Origin of the sequence: Telmatocola sphagniphila (assembly GCF_018398935.1) — a bacterium.
Classification (GTDB): domain Bacteria; phylum Planctomycetota; class Planctomycetia; order Gemmatales; family Gemmataceae; genus Telmatocola; species Telmatocola sphagniphila.
The window spans coordinates 5,653,835-5,671,104 of sequence record NZ_CP074694.1; the positions used below are offsets into that span (position 1 = coordinate 5,653,835).

Consider the following 17,270-nt stretch of genomic DNA (forward strand, 5'->3'; position numbering starts at 1 on the left):
GGCCGCTCGGTATTCAAATTGCGGCCACGAGCCCGGTTCCCGACGGAGGATACTGCAACGTTCAGCTGTGGAGCCGATGAGTATCCTGTGACAAGCAACAAGTCTTTAAGCCCCGGAGCTTATGGCAGGGATCGCTGAGGCTTCTCGGCATCCAGGCCAAAGAAGTGGTAACTGGAGAGTGCAAGTTTTTGCCAATCCGTTTCGAGGCCGTGTCCTCTTAAATCGTTGCGCCGAGCCTTCGTGCTAAGGTGCTAAAGGATCGAGTGATCCAAAAAGAAAACACTTCTGAGCCTTTCTCAGCGTTTTAGCCGATCATCACTCAATTGTTCGTTGTCCTCGAAAGATTCGATGCATCGGATGTCTGGCTCTGACCCATCCAATCTTAACCACCTTTGTGTGGCTCAAGTTATTTTGAGCTCATACGCATTCGCTTCGCAAAGTAAAAGTATCGAGTGAATTTCCCTACCGCCAGTGGACAATTCGTTTCTAAGATACTGCCATAGCTGCCAATATCATCCGTTGCCAGAGAAGCCTAACAAATGATCCCTCTCGACGACGCCTATGTGGATGCTGCCGCCCCGAATGCCGAAGCGATCAAAAATGGTCGCAGTCTGGTTCTCAAAAACAAGTTTATCGCATTTCATATCTCTGAAGATCAATCGATCCTCTTCGGAGAGTGCCAGGGGAGCGGTAAAGAGCCTTACCGTTGCTCGTGCGATTTCATCCGCGAAGATAAACCGACCCATCGCTGTTCCTGTCCCAGCCGGCAGTTCCCCTGCAAGCACTGTCTAGGGCTGATGTACGCCTACGTGCAGAAGAAAAGCTTTAAAACCGCTGCCGTACCTGAAGATTTGCAGGCTAAACGAGAGAAATCCCAGGCTCGGGTAGAGAAGAAGCAAACCGAGGTGGAGAAACCGAAGCAGGTGAACCTGGGAGCACTTGCCAAGAAAATCAAAGCTCAGTTGGCGGGCATCGACATTCTGGAAAGATTAACGGCCGATCTTATCCGAGTAGGTATCGGCAACATGAATGCCAAGCTGGCTTCTTCCATGGAGGAGCAAGCCAAGCAGCTGGGCAATGCCTATCTGCCAGGAGCTCAGTCCGCCCTGCATGCCTACACTAAATTATTCGCAGGTGAAGAGGGCACCTTCACCGACCAGCCCAGCCAGGCCCGAGAAAAAATCTACAGTGAAGCCTTGGATCACCTTAGCCGACTGCACACTCTGGCCAAACAAGGCCGTGCGTACTTGCAGCGTCGATTAGAAGATTCCGAACTGAAACCGGAAATCGATACCGCCATAGCTGCCTGGCTCGGCCATGCCTGGCAGCTCAGCGAATTAAAAGAGGCGGGACTGGTGGAGGTCGATGCCGAGCTGGTTCAACTCGGCTTTAACACCCACGATGATGTCGCCCGAAAGGAATACATCGACACGGGTGTTTGGATGACGCTGAGTAATGGTCGGATTCGCATAACCCAAAATTTCCGACCCTATAAGGCTTTGAAGCATATCAAGAGCGACGATAGTTTCTTTCAAGTCGCGCAAGTACCACAACTCTACATATATCCGGGAAACGTCAATCCCCGCGTTCGCTGGGAAGGCATGGTTCCGAGGCCATTGACCCCCCAGGATCTCGAAGCGGTCCGAAAGCATGGGCACTCCGATTTCTCGGCCGTGATCAAGGAAGTGAAAGGCCATCTCAAGGGGCCATTAGCGGATAAACAACCGATTTATGCTTTGAATTTCAAGCATCTAGGCCGAGTGGGCGAAACCCTGGTCGTCGAGGACGTTACGGGAAATCGGCTCGTCTTGACCGATACGGGAATAAGCGAAGAACCGCCGAGTTGCCATCTCCTGTTGCTGCTACCGGCCGACCTATTTCAAGGGAATACGCTTATTGCCCGCTTCCGTCATGATCTGGATACTCGTAAACTCCAGATCAAACCGCTCAGTCTGGTTAGTCGAACATCCATTATTCGCTTAACTCTCTGATTCCGTCTTTTGCTTCGCAAGAATTGTCCTGGGGTTTTCGCCAATGAGCATCGCACTACTCACTCAGGTCTACGACGAAACCCGCCGACTGGCGATTGCCGGCAGCGTGGTCGCGCCGGGGGATTTTCGACTCAAGAAGTTGATTACTCCGCTGGATCAAGCAGGTGCCAAAGCCCCTGTCTTCAGCAAGGTGGCCGAGGGGGTGAAAGCGGTTGTCGATTCGAATGATAAGACTTCCGCACAAGCTCTACTCGATCTCGCCACCCTCGTTAATGCCATTCTTTACACTCAGGGCGAAACTGGAATCGTCAGCCCTCTGGAACGGATCGAAACGACCGACCTGGGATTGCAAGTGACGCAAACCAGCGCGCGGGTGCTGAAACCCTTGATCGAAGCCTTGACCACAACCGGCTCCGGTCGATTAGAGATGATCAAGGAGGCATTCGCACAAAATGCGTTTCGCGATTTGCGACTGATTCAACCTTCCGTCGTTGCCATCGATGATGTGTTTGCCGAACTAGCAGAGTTTGTCGCAGAAAAAATTCTTCCTCTTTATGGCAAAGCAATCCTCCCCTCGCTGAAAAGCACTTTTAACCTGAAGGGCAAAACGGGACATGGCCGACGTTTGAAATTGATGCATGCTCTCGATCCTGCCAATACACGGGAGCTCGTTAAACAGGCTCTGGAGGAAGGTTCTAAAGAAGTTCGAGTCGCAGCCATCGAATGTCTGGGAGCCGAACCAGACGACATCGCTTATTTACTGGAACAAGCGAACGCGAAAGCTTCAGAAGTTCGATTCGCTGCCTACTCAGCTTTGGCCGGAATAGATAATGATGCGGTACTGCCCTCATTACAAAAAGCAATTGAAGGTAAAGATCTCTCGCAGGCGGTTTTGTCGCTGAAAAACTGCCTCAATGCCAAATTCCTGCACTACCTCTTGGGTCGAATCGAAGAATCGGTGACGGAGTTACGCAAGGAAAAAGACAAGAAAAAGATCAGCCAGAGTATTGATCGACTGCTCTATCTGCTCTATTGCCTGGAAGAGCGCCAGGATGCCCAGAGCGAAGAGTTACTACTCAAGCTTTTCGCCGATAGAGACAAACTGCTAACTATTCGAGGCGAGACAACTTCCGGCCGGGACTTGAATAAGCGTGTTGTTTCCGTCCTCGCGCGAGGGACTCCCCATGCGCGGGAAACGCTCATCGAGAATCACGAATCATTGGACCTCGAGGATCTGAAAACCTGTTTCCAGGTCGCTCTGGAGGAATTGCCCCCCGAGAAAGTCTTCGAGATGTTTTCCCCCTACGCTTTGGGCAAAGGCGATCCCAAGAAGAAGAATCCGAAGCTGGAGAAAGTGTCGGGCGTCTTAGAAAAACTAGCCATCCTGGATCAGCTATATTTTGGCACTAGGAAACTTCTAAACTCTGAGGCAAAAATTTCGCTCGATCCTCGTTGGCTGGATGTTGCCGTCCAGGCAAAGAAATCCAGTCTTGTCAGCCAACTAGCAAGACCTGGACATGCTGCAGCGAACGCGTTTCTGTTTGAAAGTTTTCAAAAAGCTTTAGAGAAATCGACGTATTCTAGCGAATGTCCTCAAATTGTGGAAGGCATGGCCCGCGCTCAACATCCCGAGGCCACGGATGCCCTGATCACGATGCTCGAAAAACTTGGGGACAAATTTAGCTATTACTACTTCTACCATTTGGAAGATATCGTCTCCCGACTCCCCACATCGGCAGTGCCCAAGCTCGAAGCCCTGGTTCCCAAATTACCCGAACGGCTGGCGGATAACTTACTGATGAGCCTGCAAAAGCTGCGTGAAAAAGCTGACTAGGAATTTACCTGGAATTGCATCGAACAACTCTTGAGGCGATCTAAATGGCAAAGAAAAAGGCGGAAGAAGCGACCTCATCCAATTCTGGCTCGCAGATGCTGCGGGCTCCCGCAGAGATTCTCTACGCTACCGAGCTTGAACAACTGGCCAAAGAGGATAAATTCGAACGTCCGCCCGGCTGGCGTTTGTCCGCTCGCGCCGTGCTGACCTATATCTGCGGCGGTAAATCGGGCTCGATGGAGATTACGCCCAAATACATCGGCAATAAACGCATTGTCGAAATCGCCATCTCCACACTAGTGACCGATCGATCGCTTTTACTTTTGGGCGAACCGGGAACTGCCAAATCCTGGCTTTCCGAACATCTCGCAGCTGCCATCAATGGCGATTCAACCAAGGTGGTGCAAGGCACCGCCGGTACGACCGAAGAACAGATTCGTTATTCGTGGAACTATGCGATGCTGATCGCCAAGGGCCCCAGCCACGACGCCTTGATTAAAAGTCCCATCTTTCGTGCGATGGAATCAGGCACCATCGCCCGCTTTGAAGAAATCACCCGCTGTGCTGCCGAAGTTCAGGATGCTTTGATTTCCCTGCTTTCTGAAAAGCGCCTCTCATTGCCTGAATTGGCGACGGAAGTTCCTGCGAATAAAGGCTTCTCGATCATCGCCACGGCCAATACTCGCGATCGCGGCGTTAACGACATGTCTGCGGCCTTGAAACGACGCTTCAACATGATCGTGCTTCCCAGCCCCTCAAATCTGGAAACCGAGATTCAGATCGTCCGTAAGCGAGTTCAGGAACTCGCCGTCAGTCTAGAGCTGAAAGCGAACATCCCGACCGAAGACGCCGTGGCTCAAGTGGTCACCATCTTCCGCGAACTTCGAACGGGTCAAACGCTCGACGGCAAGAATAAGCTGAAAGTGCCTTCGGGGGTACTATCCACAGCCGAGGCCATCTCCGTTCTGGCTAACGGCATGGCTCTCGCGGGTAACTTCGGAAATGGAGAAGTCTCCGCTCACGATCTGGCGGCCGGTCTTCAAGGGGCCGTCGTAAAGGATGAGGAAAAAGATAAGGTCATCTGGCAGGAATATCTTTCGAATGTCGTGAAAAAACGTGGCTCCGAATGGTTGCCGCTGTTCACCTCTTGCTCGGAGCACAATTCGTGAGTTCCTGGCGTATCCCCGTCTTCGGCGTTCGCCATCTCTCCCCCTCCGGAGCGTGGCACCTGCGTCGATTTCTCGACAAAGTTCGGCCGAAGGTCGTACTTATTGAGGGATTGGACGATGCCGGGCCGCTCGTCAGCGACATCACTCTGCGCAATACCAAGCCTCCCATAGCCATTCTTGCGTACACCGATTCGCAGCCGGTGCGAACCCTGGTTTACCCGATGGCCCGTTACAGCCCGGAGTATCAGGCTCTGCAATGGGCTAAAGAGAATAAAGCGACAGTCGAGTTCATCGATCTTCCCTCCGACATTTTTCTCGGCCTGCAAGACATCGAGTCGGAGCGTAATGAGCAGTTCCGCAAGAAAAGAGAGGAAGCAGAACCAGAGAGTACGGAGAAAGAGGAAGAAAATTCGCAGAGCCGCTGGCGACCCGAACGAGGGGAATCCATTTATCAACGCATCGCGGCCCGCTGTGGCGAACCCGATTACGATACCTACTGGGAACGCCGGTTCGAGCACAATCTCCAGGACGACAGCTACCGACTGGCGGCGTTTGAATTGGGTAAGGCCCTTCGCGACGAAGAAGATCCCCCGATCTGGCGAGCGGAAAATCTGGTTCGCGAAAGCTATATGCGACGGCGCATCGAGGAGGTGATTTCCAAAGGAGTGAAAGCCGAGCAGATTGTGGCCGTGGTCGGAGCGTTCCACGCATCGGTGCTCAACGGCGATTATCCGGCCATGACCGATGAAGAACTGTCCCGCTTGCGCCGACGCTCGAGCAAGCTCACACTGATGCCCTATTCGTATTACAAACTCTCCACGCAATCGGGCTATGGGGCCGGCAATCATGCCCCGGCCTATTTTGAGTTACTTTGGGACAGTCTCCAACGCCGGGAACTTCAGGAACTGCCTGGCGAATATCTCTCCCAAGTTGCCCGGCATCTGCGCGAACGGGGAACTCATCGATCGACGGCGGAAGTCATTGAAGGTGTGCGGCTGGCCAGAACGCTGGCGGCATTGCAAGAGGGTTCCGCAACAACGCTCCGAGATTTACGCGATGCGGCGGTGACCCTCATCGGTCATGGTGAAGCCCTTGTCGTGCGGGAGGCTTTGGCCGATATCGATATCGGCTCGGCCATCGGCGAATTACCCGAAGGCGTGAGCCAGACCTCGATTCAGGAAGATTTCGCCCGGGAACTCTCCCGCTTGAAACTGGAGAAATATCGCACATCCACCGTTCAGGATCTCAAACTCGATTTGCGTGAAAATCGTCGAGTCCACAGCGAAGAAGCGGCCTTTCTCGACCTGAATCGCTCATCGTTTTTCCACCGACTTCTAATGCTCGGCATTCAATTCGCCACTCCGGTTTTGCTTCGACAGCAATCGACGACCTGGGCCGAGCATTGGCAGTTGAAGTGGACACCGGAATCCGAAATTGCGCTGGTAGAAGCCGTCTTACTCGGCGAGACCGTCGAACTGGCAACTGGCTTTCAATTCAAAACTCTCCTGGAAAACTGCAAAAACATCGGAGAAGCGAGTGATCTGGTGACGAAAGCCTGCCAGTGCGGGCTGATGGCCTCCATGGAACTGGCTCGGCAACGCCTACAGGAACTTGCGGCCACCAGTACCGATATGAAGGTTATTGCCCACGCGACTTTCCAACTGAGCCAGGTGATTCGCTACGGGGATGTTCGCCGGTTCGATCCGGCCCCACTCCTTCCCCTGATGGAACAATTATTTGTCTCCGGTAGCCTCGCCTTACATTCGGCGGCCAATTGCAACGATGATGCCGCCAAGGAAATTGTTGTGGCCATCGAGGAGTTGAATCGAGTGAGCCTGGAACATCACGACCTTGTCGATGAGGCTCTCTGGCTGGAACAACTGCGGAGGCTATCCGATGCCGATGATCGCAACCCGCTTCTCTCGGGATTTGCCTGCGCGACTCTTCTGGAACGGAATCTGATTGAGAACGCAGAGTTGGTACGCGAGGTGTCGCGCAGGCTCTCCCCCGGTGTGCCCGCGGATCTCGGAGCCGGCTGGTTCGAAGGGCTCGCCAAGCGCAATCGGCATTCCTTGCTGGCCCGCCAATCACTTTGGGAAGCCCTGGATAGCTATATTGCTTCACTTGATCCGGATCAGTTCAAGCGAGCCCTGGTGTTCCTGCGTCGAGCGTTTGGCGCATTCAGTCCTCGTGAAAAACGGCAGATCTGTGAGAATCTCGCCCATTTCTGGGGTGTCGATGAAGAGAAAACCTTCGATGCCGTCGCCAAACCGCTGAGTGAAGAAGAAGAGAAGACCCTCAAGGACCTTAACGAACTCGATTTTGGGGATTTCTAACCACCATGTCTCTTGAAAATCTTCAGCGCTGGCGGCTCATACTCGGCAAGTCTTCCGAGGATTCCCTCCGTTCGAGCGCTGGACGAATGGGTCATTCAGGCGGCCTTCTGAGCGGCGATATGGCCGACATCGATGATGCCCTCGACGTCGTTTATGCCGAAGACGACGGGATCGACCTCACCCGGGAAGAATGGGAGAACGACTCCGGTTCCAAGCGCGGGGCGGTCAAGGGAAGAACCTATCCCAAGGTGGCGCGCTGGCTGGGGGAAGTGCGTCGGTTGTTCCCCACGGATATTGTGACTCTGGTACAGAAAGACGCGATCGAACGCAAGGGCCTGAAACAACTTCTGTTCGAGCCGGAAATGCTGGCCCAGGTCGAACCATCGGTCGACCTGGCTTCCATGGTACTCTCCCTCAAAAATCTGGTGCCGGAAAAGGCCAAAGCTGCCGCCCGCGATCTCGTCCGACGAGTGGTGGAAGATCTGCGAAAAAGGCTGGAATCGCGAATGCAGCAGGCCGTGCGCGGCGCGCTCAACCGCAATCAGCACAGCCCCTTTCGCAGCCTGGCCAATCTGGACTGGCAGAGGGTGATTCGTCAGAATCTCAAAAACTATAATCCCGAGTTGCAAGCATTAATCCCAGAGCATTTTTCGTTTTTCAGCCGTCAACAGAAGCGCAATGAATGGAATGTCATCATCGCCATGGATCAATCGGGCTCCATGGCTTCTTCGCTGATCTACGGCGGCGTCATGGGAGCGATTCTGGCGAGTATGCTGGCTGTGGAAACGCATGTGGTCGCATTCAATCACGAGGATGTCGTCGACCTGACGGCCGAGATGCACGATCCAGTGGACCTGCTTTTTGGCATACAACTGGGCGGGGCCGAGGATTACTGGAAAGCGACCTGCTACTGCGAACAGTTCATGCATACTCCGGCAAAAACGCTCTATATACTCTTGGCCGACCTGTATGATACCAGCCCGAATCAGCCGAAGTTTGAAAAAAGGATAGAACAGTTAATCGAAGGCGGGTTAAAGGCTGTCACGCTGCTGGCGATCAGCGATCAAGGGAAGCCCTCTTATAATCACGAGTTAGCCAAGAAATTGACGAACCTTGGCATGCCCTGCTTCGGCTGCTCTCCCGATCGGCTACCGGATTTGTTAGCCGCCGTGCTTAAAGGACAGGATTTGAACGTATTCGCCAGCCAGGCTGAATCGTCTCAGTCTCCGCGCTGAGTCCCGGGAACAAGCAAGAGCTTCATTTGCCAGCTTTTTATCATCCCGCTTGAGTAAACCAGGTGGAGAATCGTCAAGAAGTTTTGGGGATCGAAAGACTGGACTGACCCACGAAAATGGACTCCGATTTAAGCTCAATATGCTAACTTGGGAGATTCGTATGGAGAAGACATTCCGATCCAAAGCACCCTATGGCCGTTTATGGCCGCGCAAGACTTCACGACTTGAGAGGAACAGTCAATCGACTTCCAAGTTTGCGACCAACTGAATTGGATAAGGATTCGAAAGAGATACCTTTGGCTGCGACGGGAGCTGATGGAGGAGGAAAATCTCTGACCCCTGCGCTGACCCCTGAATCTGATTTTCGGAGATTAGTCTCAAAGTCGTTTGATGATGCTGAAGTCAATTCACTGCTAACGAGTGGTGAACGTAAACTCTTGCAGGTTATGGCTTTTGATGAAGCTAGAGGACGGGAGATAGCAGAAGAAAAGAATGCCCCCTCACGGGCTCGATCCGTGGACCCGCTGATTAAGAGTCAGGATTGGCAAATTGTAAACGTCGATCTGTCAAAGCTTTACGATATAAACAATTCAAACAGTAGCTATTCTGGTAGCAATGACCAAGCGAAGGCGTGCGGCACGGTGCGAAAAGATCTGATCGTCCTTTCGCCCGAACTCCGGCGAGTTATCGAAGCTTGGCCCAAACTGACGGAAGAGTTTCGCAATGCGATCCTCTTGATCGTTAAAGCAAACCTTCCGGCATCATAATCTAAAAAATGGCTATCGCGTTCGCCCATGGCTACCTGGCGTACTTACGCCTGCGGTCGTAGGCTGCTGAAAAGAGGCAGCAAGTCGGAGGATGACCGGCTATTAGCTCTCTCCGCCAAATAGGAAAAGGCCTCGGCTCCTAGGGGGGTCTCTTCACACTTGAATATTCATGGCACCCGATGCCAACCGAATCGTATCCCTACCATCGATATTGAGTATCGTGAATCTCATCTTTAGCACTAGCAGATAGGGATGAACCTTCTCAGAGGTCTCCTTTAAGAGCTACGATACTAGGAATCCCCCGGGTGTTCCGCCTTCTGCAGCGTCGTCCGGTTTAGTGGCTACGCCGTCCATCCACACGGGTCGCTTGAATGTCCAATCGGGCAACTCGGTAGGTAAGGCGTATCCTTCAGTCGTCATCTGCTGGACTAACTCCTTCACCCGCTTTTCGGACTGACATATTACATGAATCACATCGTGGTGATCGGTCTGCAATATTTGGCGGGCGTGATCCGGAATGAAGAACAAGTCGTCGTCGACGCACCACCCGAAAGCCATGAAAGTGAACAGCGTGGCAATGAGCTTGTTCTCTTCATGCCGCTCGTACCGGACGGCACCAGCCCAGCCATCTGGAATGCCTGCTCCGCGGAGTACAACATCTCGAACACCCTCATTGCAGGATCGCGAGGTGCTCGCCATTGGCCAGCCTCCCGAGCGGGGCCAGAGTAGGCCCGAACGCCATTCGTCCAAACCTTCTAAAAGGGAGGCTGCGAAGTTCGTCCAAGTTGCCGGATCAGAAGGGAACGTCCAGAAGCGAGAGTATTGTGTGGGTGGTAGAAAGCTCAAACAGCCTGAATCGGGGTATCGTGGATCGACACCAACGCCCTTTCTCGTTGTCCAAGTCCAGAACTCCGCCTCACTGATGGGTTGCATCCGAGTTACCCAACCAAAACTACGAGAATACGATTCGGGGCGGAGTCGCGTTAGGGCTTCTCCAGAATTAACAAGTTACATCAAAGCCTGCGATCCCTATCTTTAACTATACGGTAACCTTCACTGCTCTGGATAGTTCGTCGATTCAGCAAAGCAGCGTATCAGGAGATCTTGGCCCTGTAGGCTCCCGATCAAAGTTCGGAGCTATCATAGATTCCGATTCGTCGAAGACATCCATCACGTTCGCCGATCCGTCTTTGACAAGGTGTCTCGATCCGTAGCCTGCAATGGTTCCTTCGTTCCATCGCGATGCCCAGATATGACTTAAAGGAGATTATTCGGTTGCAAAAAATCGGCGAATTCGGAGACGCTCAGGTTCAAAATAGTCAACACCACGAGGAGAATGTCATGAACGTTTTGAGGTTCAGTATTGTGTGGATCCTGAGCTTGAGCTTCTTGCTCGGAGCGATCCACGCAGACGAGCCGACGAGACCGGAAGCCGACCCAGCGATAGTGCTGATTGATCGACTTGTGCAGGTGGATCAGCAAGATACTGGCTATTCCGGCAGTACATCTGGTACGGCGTTCCTTCCCCTTGGGCGGAACGAATCCCATACTATGCTGCTGGGTCAGCGGCCCCGGGTTCAATCCGACGCTATGCGATCGTTGGTGAAACTCGGCGTCAAAGCCATCCCATCGCTGCTCGACCACCTCTCCGACGACCGACGTACCAAGATTGTGATCGAACACGCCGGCTTTTTCGGCGGTTTCTTTCTCACCCAGGATCAGGGAGAAAAGGCCGAGGAGAAATTTGGTGAAGGGTTCAGTGCCGGCAAACGCTATTGTGTGCGTGTAGGGGATCTTTGTTACGTCGCACTCGGGCAGATCGTCAACCGTGGATATTTTGCCGTCCGCTATCAACCAACAGCCATCATTTACGCCACCTCCGTGCCGCATTGCAAGCAACTCCGTGCCGATCTGCTCAAGGAGTGGAAGGGACTATCAGCCGAGACACACCGCAATTCGCTAGCCAAAGATCTGGAATCAGATTCCGAGTACGTCCGAGTCGGAGCTTCAGTTCGATTGGCGTATTATTACCCAGTGGAGTTCGAGACGCTCGCTATCAAACAGCTCGGACGCCCTACGTACGATGTGTTCGCGGTGGAGAAACTGGTCCGAGATGAACTCTACCCGGCCAAGTCGGCAAAGGATCGAAAAACGCTCGTGGATGAATTTGTCAAGAAGCACGGCGAGAGCGCTCTCGAAGGCATTCGCTGGAATCTGTTTGAGGATCTGGACTCCCTGGAGGCCGACGAAGAAGGGAGGAGAAGTCCAAAACTCGACCCCAAGTACAAAACCCGTGAGTGCCTGATGGATGTGTTTGGTCTACCCGCCAATGTCAAGAGTCAAGATCGGCCAAAGACCCAACCGCTCTCCTACACCACCCAAGCCCGGTTCGTCCAAACTTTGCTGTACGATCCTGGGGAAAAGCTCGATCAAGCCGTTCGCGACCTGCTGGCGAAGACCGAGGATGATTACATGGCCGAGGGTTGCCTTGACCGGCTGGTAGGTCGTGGATACGACGCTGCTATTGAAGAGTACCTAAGACGCCGTCTACCGAAAGTGAAGGAGCGAAATCGAGAAGAACTCAAGAAGTACGAAGCAAAGCTCGGTTGGACCCGACTCCACGTCGCAGTAGAACTGAACGTACCCGAATTCATTGAGACCGCGTTAATGGGCAAGATCGACGTGAACGCCCGCAGCAAGGATGGCCGGACGGCGTTGCATCTGGCCGCGGCAGCAGGTAATGGCGAAGCGGTCGAATTGCTTCTGAAATCGAAAGCCAACCCCAACTCGAAAGATGGTATCGGCCGGTTGGCGGTGCAACTGGCAAGCGCCGCCGATCATCCCGAAGTCGTCCGGAAACTGGTCGCGAGCAAAAGCGAGGTGCCAGACGTGCTGACCGCTGCGACTGTCGGAGATGCGACCCGCCTCGGCGATCTGCTCAGAGGCAAGAGTCACCTGGTGAAGGAACGAAACGAATCGGGCTACACGCCGCTGCATATAGCGGCCCGCGAAGGTCACGACGAGTCAATCCGCGTACTGCTCCAGGCGGGGGCCGATGTTAATGTATTAGCCGTTGAGACGAACAATTATGAATCAGCGTATGGGTGGACTCCGCTCCATCTAGCCGTAATGAACGGCAAAGCTAGTACTGTAAAACTGCTCCTTGAAAAGGGAGCCAACGTAAACGCCGCCGACAAGGGCGGAAAGCTGACCCCATTGCATTATGCTGCGTGGGCCGGAGACGCCGAACTGGTGAAGATATTACTAGCTGGTAAAGCCGATCGGGGAGCGAAAGACACTCGAGGCCGTATGCCACTCAACTTAGCGACGGAACGGAAACACACGATGGTGGTCAAGTTGCTCAAGGAATCGAACTGACTGCCTGAATCGAGCAAACTGGGAAAGCAAGTAAATGACCCCGTTGCTAAGTTTACGAGCTTTTAATTGTCACGATTTAAACTATCAGCAACGCCACCCGAGCTCGGTCCATTTTGTACCTGAGTATTAACTGACCAAGAGACCATGCAACGCATAGTCCCGGTACGAAACCCCGTGCAAAACGGGCTCGGAGTTACGACAGTCGAAGACTATGAACTCGCTAGCCTACCTCGGAATCCTGGATTCGCAAATAGCCCGGAACTGCGAAATTGATTCCCAGACAAATAGAGATTCTTTGCTTTAGTCGCTAGATAGGACAGACATTATAATCCCCTTGCTTTGTCGGCTCAACGGCCAGCTAGCGTCGACTCGAAATCGCGAATTTACTCTTTAACTTCAATTAACCGAAGGACAGGGGTTTTTTGCCCTTGCGCTAAGCGAATTAACTCCGCCTATTGGGTCGTGGGCATCCGTCGTCCGCCCATTTCTTGAATGCTTCCAGGCTCCACTGAACGGCTCGACCAATCCGAATCGGATTCGGCATCTCTCCCTCCGTTTGCATTCACCTGATGAATCGGGATGACACGTTTAATAGCTTTGCCGCATGCCGCGCATCGATCAACAATCCTTCGTCTGTCGGTGGTTCCTCGTCACCGAAGAGGGCGTTCCGGGAGGCTCGAAGGCGTGCTTGTCTCCCGGCATCTTCTTCGGTACCCTTCTATATGATCTGCCGGATTGCCGGGACAAGCAATTCCACCAAGTTTTTCGCGGCATCGTCGTACAAGGTAATCGACAGTTGAATTTGGATAGTTCTCATGGCGTTATGGTGTTCTCTGCGTGATTATGATGGCAGGCTCGGAAACACAACTTGCGAATTTATCGGAGCTTTTGAAGCCGCACTGCGTTCGGCTTATCAAAGTTATACGTTAACGCGCCTTCCGATTTCGATTGCCTTTAACCGAGTTTGGCTCGTTTCGTACGGCCTTAATGGTACTGCTAAAGGAAGAACATCTTCCTCGGCTTCCTCGAAGCGCGATGATTTGCTGTTACCGTTTGTATTAACGATAATACAAGTCGGGTGAGCCCTATTGATTTGGTCCTGAACACTCTACCTAAATTCCTGGCATTTTTGCGACATAATCTATGAGTGAGTGAAACTTAGCTTTCGCTGCTTTCGGTTTACTTCACCCGCAGCTCCCCTCCGAAAGGCACTCGTCGTCTGATTTAGCAGTTTGGCGATACTCGAATCGCCCTAATGGCTATCCCATTGGAGCCCTATAAATCTTCTCTAAATTTCCGCCCTTTTTGCGTCATTACCCTTGAGAGAAGTCTAGCTTTGGCTTCTTTCCAATGGGCCTCACTTGGGGCTTCACCTTACCCCTTTTCAACACAAGACAACCACCGATCCTCGGCGGTTGTTTCGTTTCTGGAGACAACTCATGCTAATTTCGATGTCCGTTCCCGTTTCTATTCCTGTGCTGTCGCTCGAAGATCGCCAGCAGGCGTTCGTGACGATTCTGCCCCTGTTGGAGACGAAGGCTCGTTTTGCCTTTCGCGATGTGCCCTCTCGGCACGATCGCGAAGACGCCGTGGCCGAAGTCGTCGTTCTGGCCTGGGAGCATTTCCGGCAATCCCGGCCCCTGCCCGCCTCTCTCTTCATTCAGCAGATTCCGCTGTTCATCGCCACCGTCCGGCAACAGCTCTCAGTTCGCCCGGTTTAAATCTTACCCTCTCTTCCAAAAAGGACTTTCTCATGTCGCGACGCGTTTTGCTCGAAGAGTTTCATCTGTCGTTTTTGATTCTCGCCGATACGGCCGAAGCCGAAGTGCAAAGAATCCGCCGACAGCTGAATCGCTCCCGGTTCCAGGCCCTGCTCCGTAGAACTCTGCTGCATTTCTTCCGGAAGTATCGGGCTCTCGATTCAGTCGTCTTCAAACTGTCCCGGTAGAACTGCATCGCGGTGTCTGCCAATTTGCCTTTCTTCCTATCGCCTACTTCTCAACCTCACTCAGGAGTAATCCCATGAAAACCCTCGTTCCCGACTGCGCGGCGCTCCAGGCCCATTTCGCCTTGCTGCGCTCAGAACTGGCTTCTGGCCTGATCGAACGCGACGAAGAGATCGATCTCTGCCTCACCGCTCTGATCGCCCAAGAGCATCTGCTCTTGGTCTCGCCGCCCGGCTGTGCCAAGTCCCTACTGCTCGATTCCCTGTTGAAGGCCACCGGCGGCTCCAAGTTCTCGATCCTTTTAACCAAGTTCACCGTCCCCGAAGAAGTCTTCGGTCCGATCTCGATTCAAGGGCTCAAGGAAGACCGCTTCCAGCGGATCACCACCGGTAAACTGCCCGAAGCCGACTTCGCCTTCATCGATGAAGTCTTCAAGGCTTCCTCGGCGATCTTGAATACTCTTCTGAAGATCCTCAACGAACGGACCTTCGATGCCGGCGAAGGTTCTTTGCGCAAGGTTCCCCTGAAGCTCTGCGTGGCCGCTTCCAACGAATGGCCGGCCCCGGAGAGTACCCAGGAACTGGCCGCCCTGTTCGATCGCTTTACTCTGCGCAAGAGTCTCTCCCCGATTCGCTCGCAGTCGGGTCGGAAGAAATTGCTCTGGAATCGGGATCATACCCCGAAGATCTCGGTGCACTTGAAACCGACCGATCTTGAAGCCGCCCGTCGTTATGCGCGGGAACTGGAATGGTCGATTCCAGCTCAGGAAGCCTTCGAGGCCATTCTCAAAGACCTGACCAAGGAAGGCATTCAGCCGGGAGATCGCCGCCAGTTCAAAGCGGTCGGCATCGTGCAGGCGTACGCCTTCCTGCAAGGGGCCGAGCAGGTCGAACCGGAGCATCTGGAGGTGGCCGCCCACGTGCTCTGGGACGATCCCAAGGAACAACCGGCTAAAGTGGCTCAGGTCATTGCCCGGATTGCCAACCCGATCGGTATGCGGCTCAATCAGCTGCTGTTGGAAGTGGAACAGGTTCTGTCCACAACCGATGTTCGCAAGCTGCCCGAGACCGCCAAGGCCGCGGCCAAGCTCGGCGAGATCGACAAGCAGCTGAGTGAATTGAAGTCCAATGACCGGGTCACCCGAACCCGGAACTACGTTCGCGAACAGCTCCGACAACTCAAACTCGCCTCGCTGGAGGCGATCTAACCCCTAGGAAAAAACCATGAATGCCGAAGAACTCCGTAAACTCTTCGATCTCGATCGCCCGTTACCGCCTACGGCTTCTAATGCCGAAACTTCTTCCCCTTTCCATTCCGCTCCGTCTTCAACAACTCCTTCTGCGAATCCAACGGCCCTGCAGGTCGATTCCTGGGGGCTGCGTCGGAGCAACGATCTGCTGCGGGATTCTCCCCGCTTGCAATCGTTCGCCCTGGACGAGTACGCCATCGCCGATTTTCACACGGCGGCTTTTGAACCGGAACCGCAGCTGTTGGAGGATTGCCAGGATCCGGCCCGCCGGGCCTTCCTGATGGAGCTATTCCAGACCCCGGAGTACCAAGCTCTTCACGCCGGGACCCGACTGGATGAAGTCTCCTCCGAGATCGCCACCCTGCACTTCGCCGAACAGTTCGCCGCTCTCCGGAATGCGGCTACCACGGCCGAACCCGAGATCGCCACATTAAAAGCGGTCAGCCGGGCGGTGCTGGCCGCTCGCGAAGAGGTCGACCAGTGCCGGGAAGCGATTACTGCTCTCGGCGGCGGGCTCGGTCCGGGAACGCCGGGCTCGGTCGATCCCAAAGGGATTGCTCAGCTGTTCCAGCGGGTGCGCCAGGACCCCACGTTGCGACGGATCTGCGAACTGGCCGGTCGTTATCGGCGATTGGCCCAGTCGAGCCAGCGTCGCAAATGCGCGCACGGTCAGGATGACTTGGTCGGAGTGACTACCTCAGGAGACTTGGCTCAGTTGCTGCCGCACGAGCTGGTCCGCTTGGGAATTCCCGAGTTGGAACTGGACACCCTGCGCCGTCTGGCCGAACGGCAGTGCCTGGCCCGGGACTACCAGTCCTTGGAACCGGTGGGCAAAGGTCCGATCGTGGTGGTCATCGATGAATCGGGCTCGATGGCTGGGGATAAAGTGCAAACGGCCAAGGCTCTAGCCTTGGCTTTGGCCTGGATCGCCCGGCAGCAGCGACGCTGGTGTGGCCTGATTGCCTACTCGGGCGATACCGGCGAACGGCTGTTGTCTTTGCCGCCGGCGCGCTGGGACGAATCGGAACTGCTCGACTGGCTGGGAGCCTTCCTCGGAGGCGGTTCGACCTTGGATGTTCCGATCGTGGAACTGCCTTGGATGGTGGAACAGCTCTGGGCTCCCCCGGGCATTACCGATGTCTTGATTCTGACCGATGCCATCTGCTCGATTCCGCTGGAGTTGCAGCAGAAGTTCCTGGCCTGGAAGCGCTTGGTTTCGGCGCGGGTGATTTCGTTGATCTTGGCCGACACCGCGGGGGACCTGGCGGCGTTGAGTGATGAAGTCCATCTGGTTAAATCGCTCGAAGTCACCGAGAACGCCCTTGGCTCTGTGCTGTCGATCTAGCCTTGTTTTTTTATTTGGTG

12 protein-coding genes are annotated in these 17,270 nt (G+C 54.0%); 11 read left to right on the forward strand and 1 reads right to left on the reverse strand.

Annotated elements, in window-relative coordinates; translation table 11 throughout:
- The first annotated feature begins 539 nt into the window (after positions 1-539).
- The 6 genes from KIH39_RS22600 (at position 540) to KIH39_RS22625 (ending at position 9,332) form a co-directional block, all read left to right on the forward strand.
- Positions 540-1,991, forward strand: a complete 1,452-nt coding sequence (locus KIH39_RS22600; protein ID WP_213495663.1) for an SWIM zinc finger family protein — start codon at positions 540-542, stop codon at positions 1,989-1,991.
- A gap of 43 nt (positions 1,992-2,034) precedes the next feature.
- Positions 2,035-3,825 (forward strand): HEAT repeat domain-containing protein, encoded by a 1,791-nt coding sequence (locus tag KIH39_RS22605; RefSeq protein WP_213495665.1) that lies wholly within the window; start codon positions 2,035-2,037, stop codon positions 3,823-3,825.
- 44 nt (positions 3,826-3,869) lie between these two features.
- Positions 3,870-4,994, forward strand: a complete 1,125-nt coding sequence (locus KIH39_RS22610) for an ATP-binding protein (protein WP_213495667.1) — start codon at positions 3,870-3,872, stop codon at positions 4,992-4,994.
- Positions 4,991-7,330, forward strand: a complete 2,340-nt coding sequence (locus KIH39_RS22615) for a DUF5682 family protein (RefSeq protein WP_213495669.1) — start codon at positions 4,991-4,993, stop codon at positions 7,328-7,330. The genes KIH39_RS22610 and KIH39_RS22615 overlap by 4 nt, the downstream gene beginning before the upstream one ends.
- Before the next feature lie 5 nt (positions 7,331-7,335).
- Positions 7,336-8,565: a VWA domain-containing protein gene (locus KIH39_RS22620; RefSeq protein WP_213495671.1), complete on the forward strand. Its 1,230-nt coding sequence runs from the start codon at positions 7,336-7,338 to the stop codon at positions 8,563-8,565.
- A gap of 191 nt (positions 8,566-8,756) precedes the next feature.
- A complete protein-coding gene (locus KIH39_RS22625; protein WP_213495673.1) occupies positions 8,757-9,332 on the forward strand; it encodes a hypothetical protein in 576 nt (191 codons plus the stop codon).
- A 282-nt stretch (positions 9,333-9,614) separates the two neighbouring features.
- Here KIH39_RS22625 and KIH39_RS22630 read toward each other — a convergent pair whose 3' ends face one another.
- Positions 9,615-10,031 carry a hypothetical protein gene (locus tag KIH39_RS22630; protein ID WP_213495675.1) on the reverse strand — a complete coding sequence of 139 codons (417 nt, stop codon included), beginning with the start codon at positions 10,029-10,031 and terminating at the stop codon, positions 9,615-9,617.
- A 642-nt stretch (positions 10,032-10,673) separates the two neighbouring features.
- On the opposite strand from KIH39_RS22630, the gene KIH39_RS22635 reads away from it, so the two are divergent.
- The 5 genes from KIH39_RS22635 (at position 10,674) to KIH39_RS22655 (ending at position 17,250) form a co-directional block, all read left to right on the forward strand.
- Positions 10,674-12,710: an ankyrin repeat domain-containing protein gene (locus KIH39_RS22635; RefSeq protein WP_213495676.1), complete on the forward strand. Its 2,037-nt coding sequence runs from the start codon at positions 10,674-10,676 to the stop codon at positions 12,708-12,710.
- Positions 12,711-14,149: 1,439 nt separating this feature from the next.
- Entirely contained in the window at positions 14,150-14,431 is a 282-nt protein-coding gene (locus tag KIH39_RS22640; RefSeq protein ID WP_213495678.1) for a hypothetical protein, read from the forward strand.
- A 32-nt stretch (positions 14,432-14,463) separates the two neighbouring features.
- On the forward strand, positions 14,464-14,658 hold the full coding sequence (locus KIH39_RS22645) for a hypothetical protein (RefSeq protein ID WP_213495680.1): 195 nt from the start codon (positions 14,464-14,466) through the stop codon (positions 14,656-14,658).
- A 74-nt stretch (positions 14,659-14,732) separates the two neighbouring features.
- Positions 14,733-15,863, forward strand: coding sequence for an AAA family ATPase (locus KIH39_RS22650; RefSeq protein WP_213495683.1), 1,131 nt, complete (start codon positions 14,733-14,735; stop codon positions 15,861-15,863).
- 16 nt (positions 15,864-15,879) lie between these two features.
- Entirely contained in the window at positions 15,880-17,250 is a 1,371-nt protein-coding gene (locus KIH39_RS22655) for a hypothetical protein (protein ID WP_213495685.1), read from the forward strand.
- Positions 17,251-17,270: the final 20 nt, after the last annotated feature.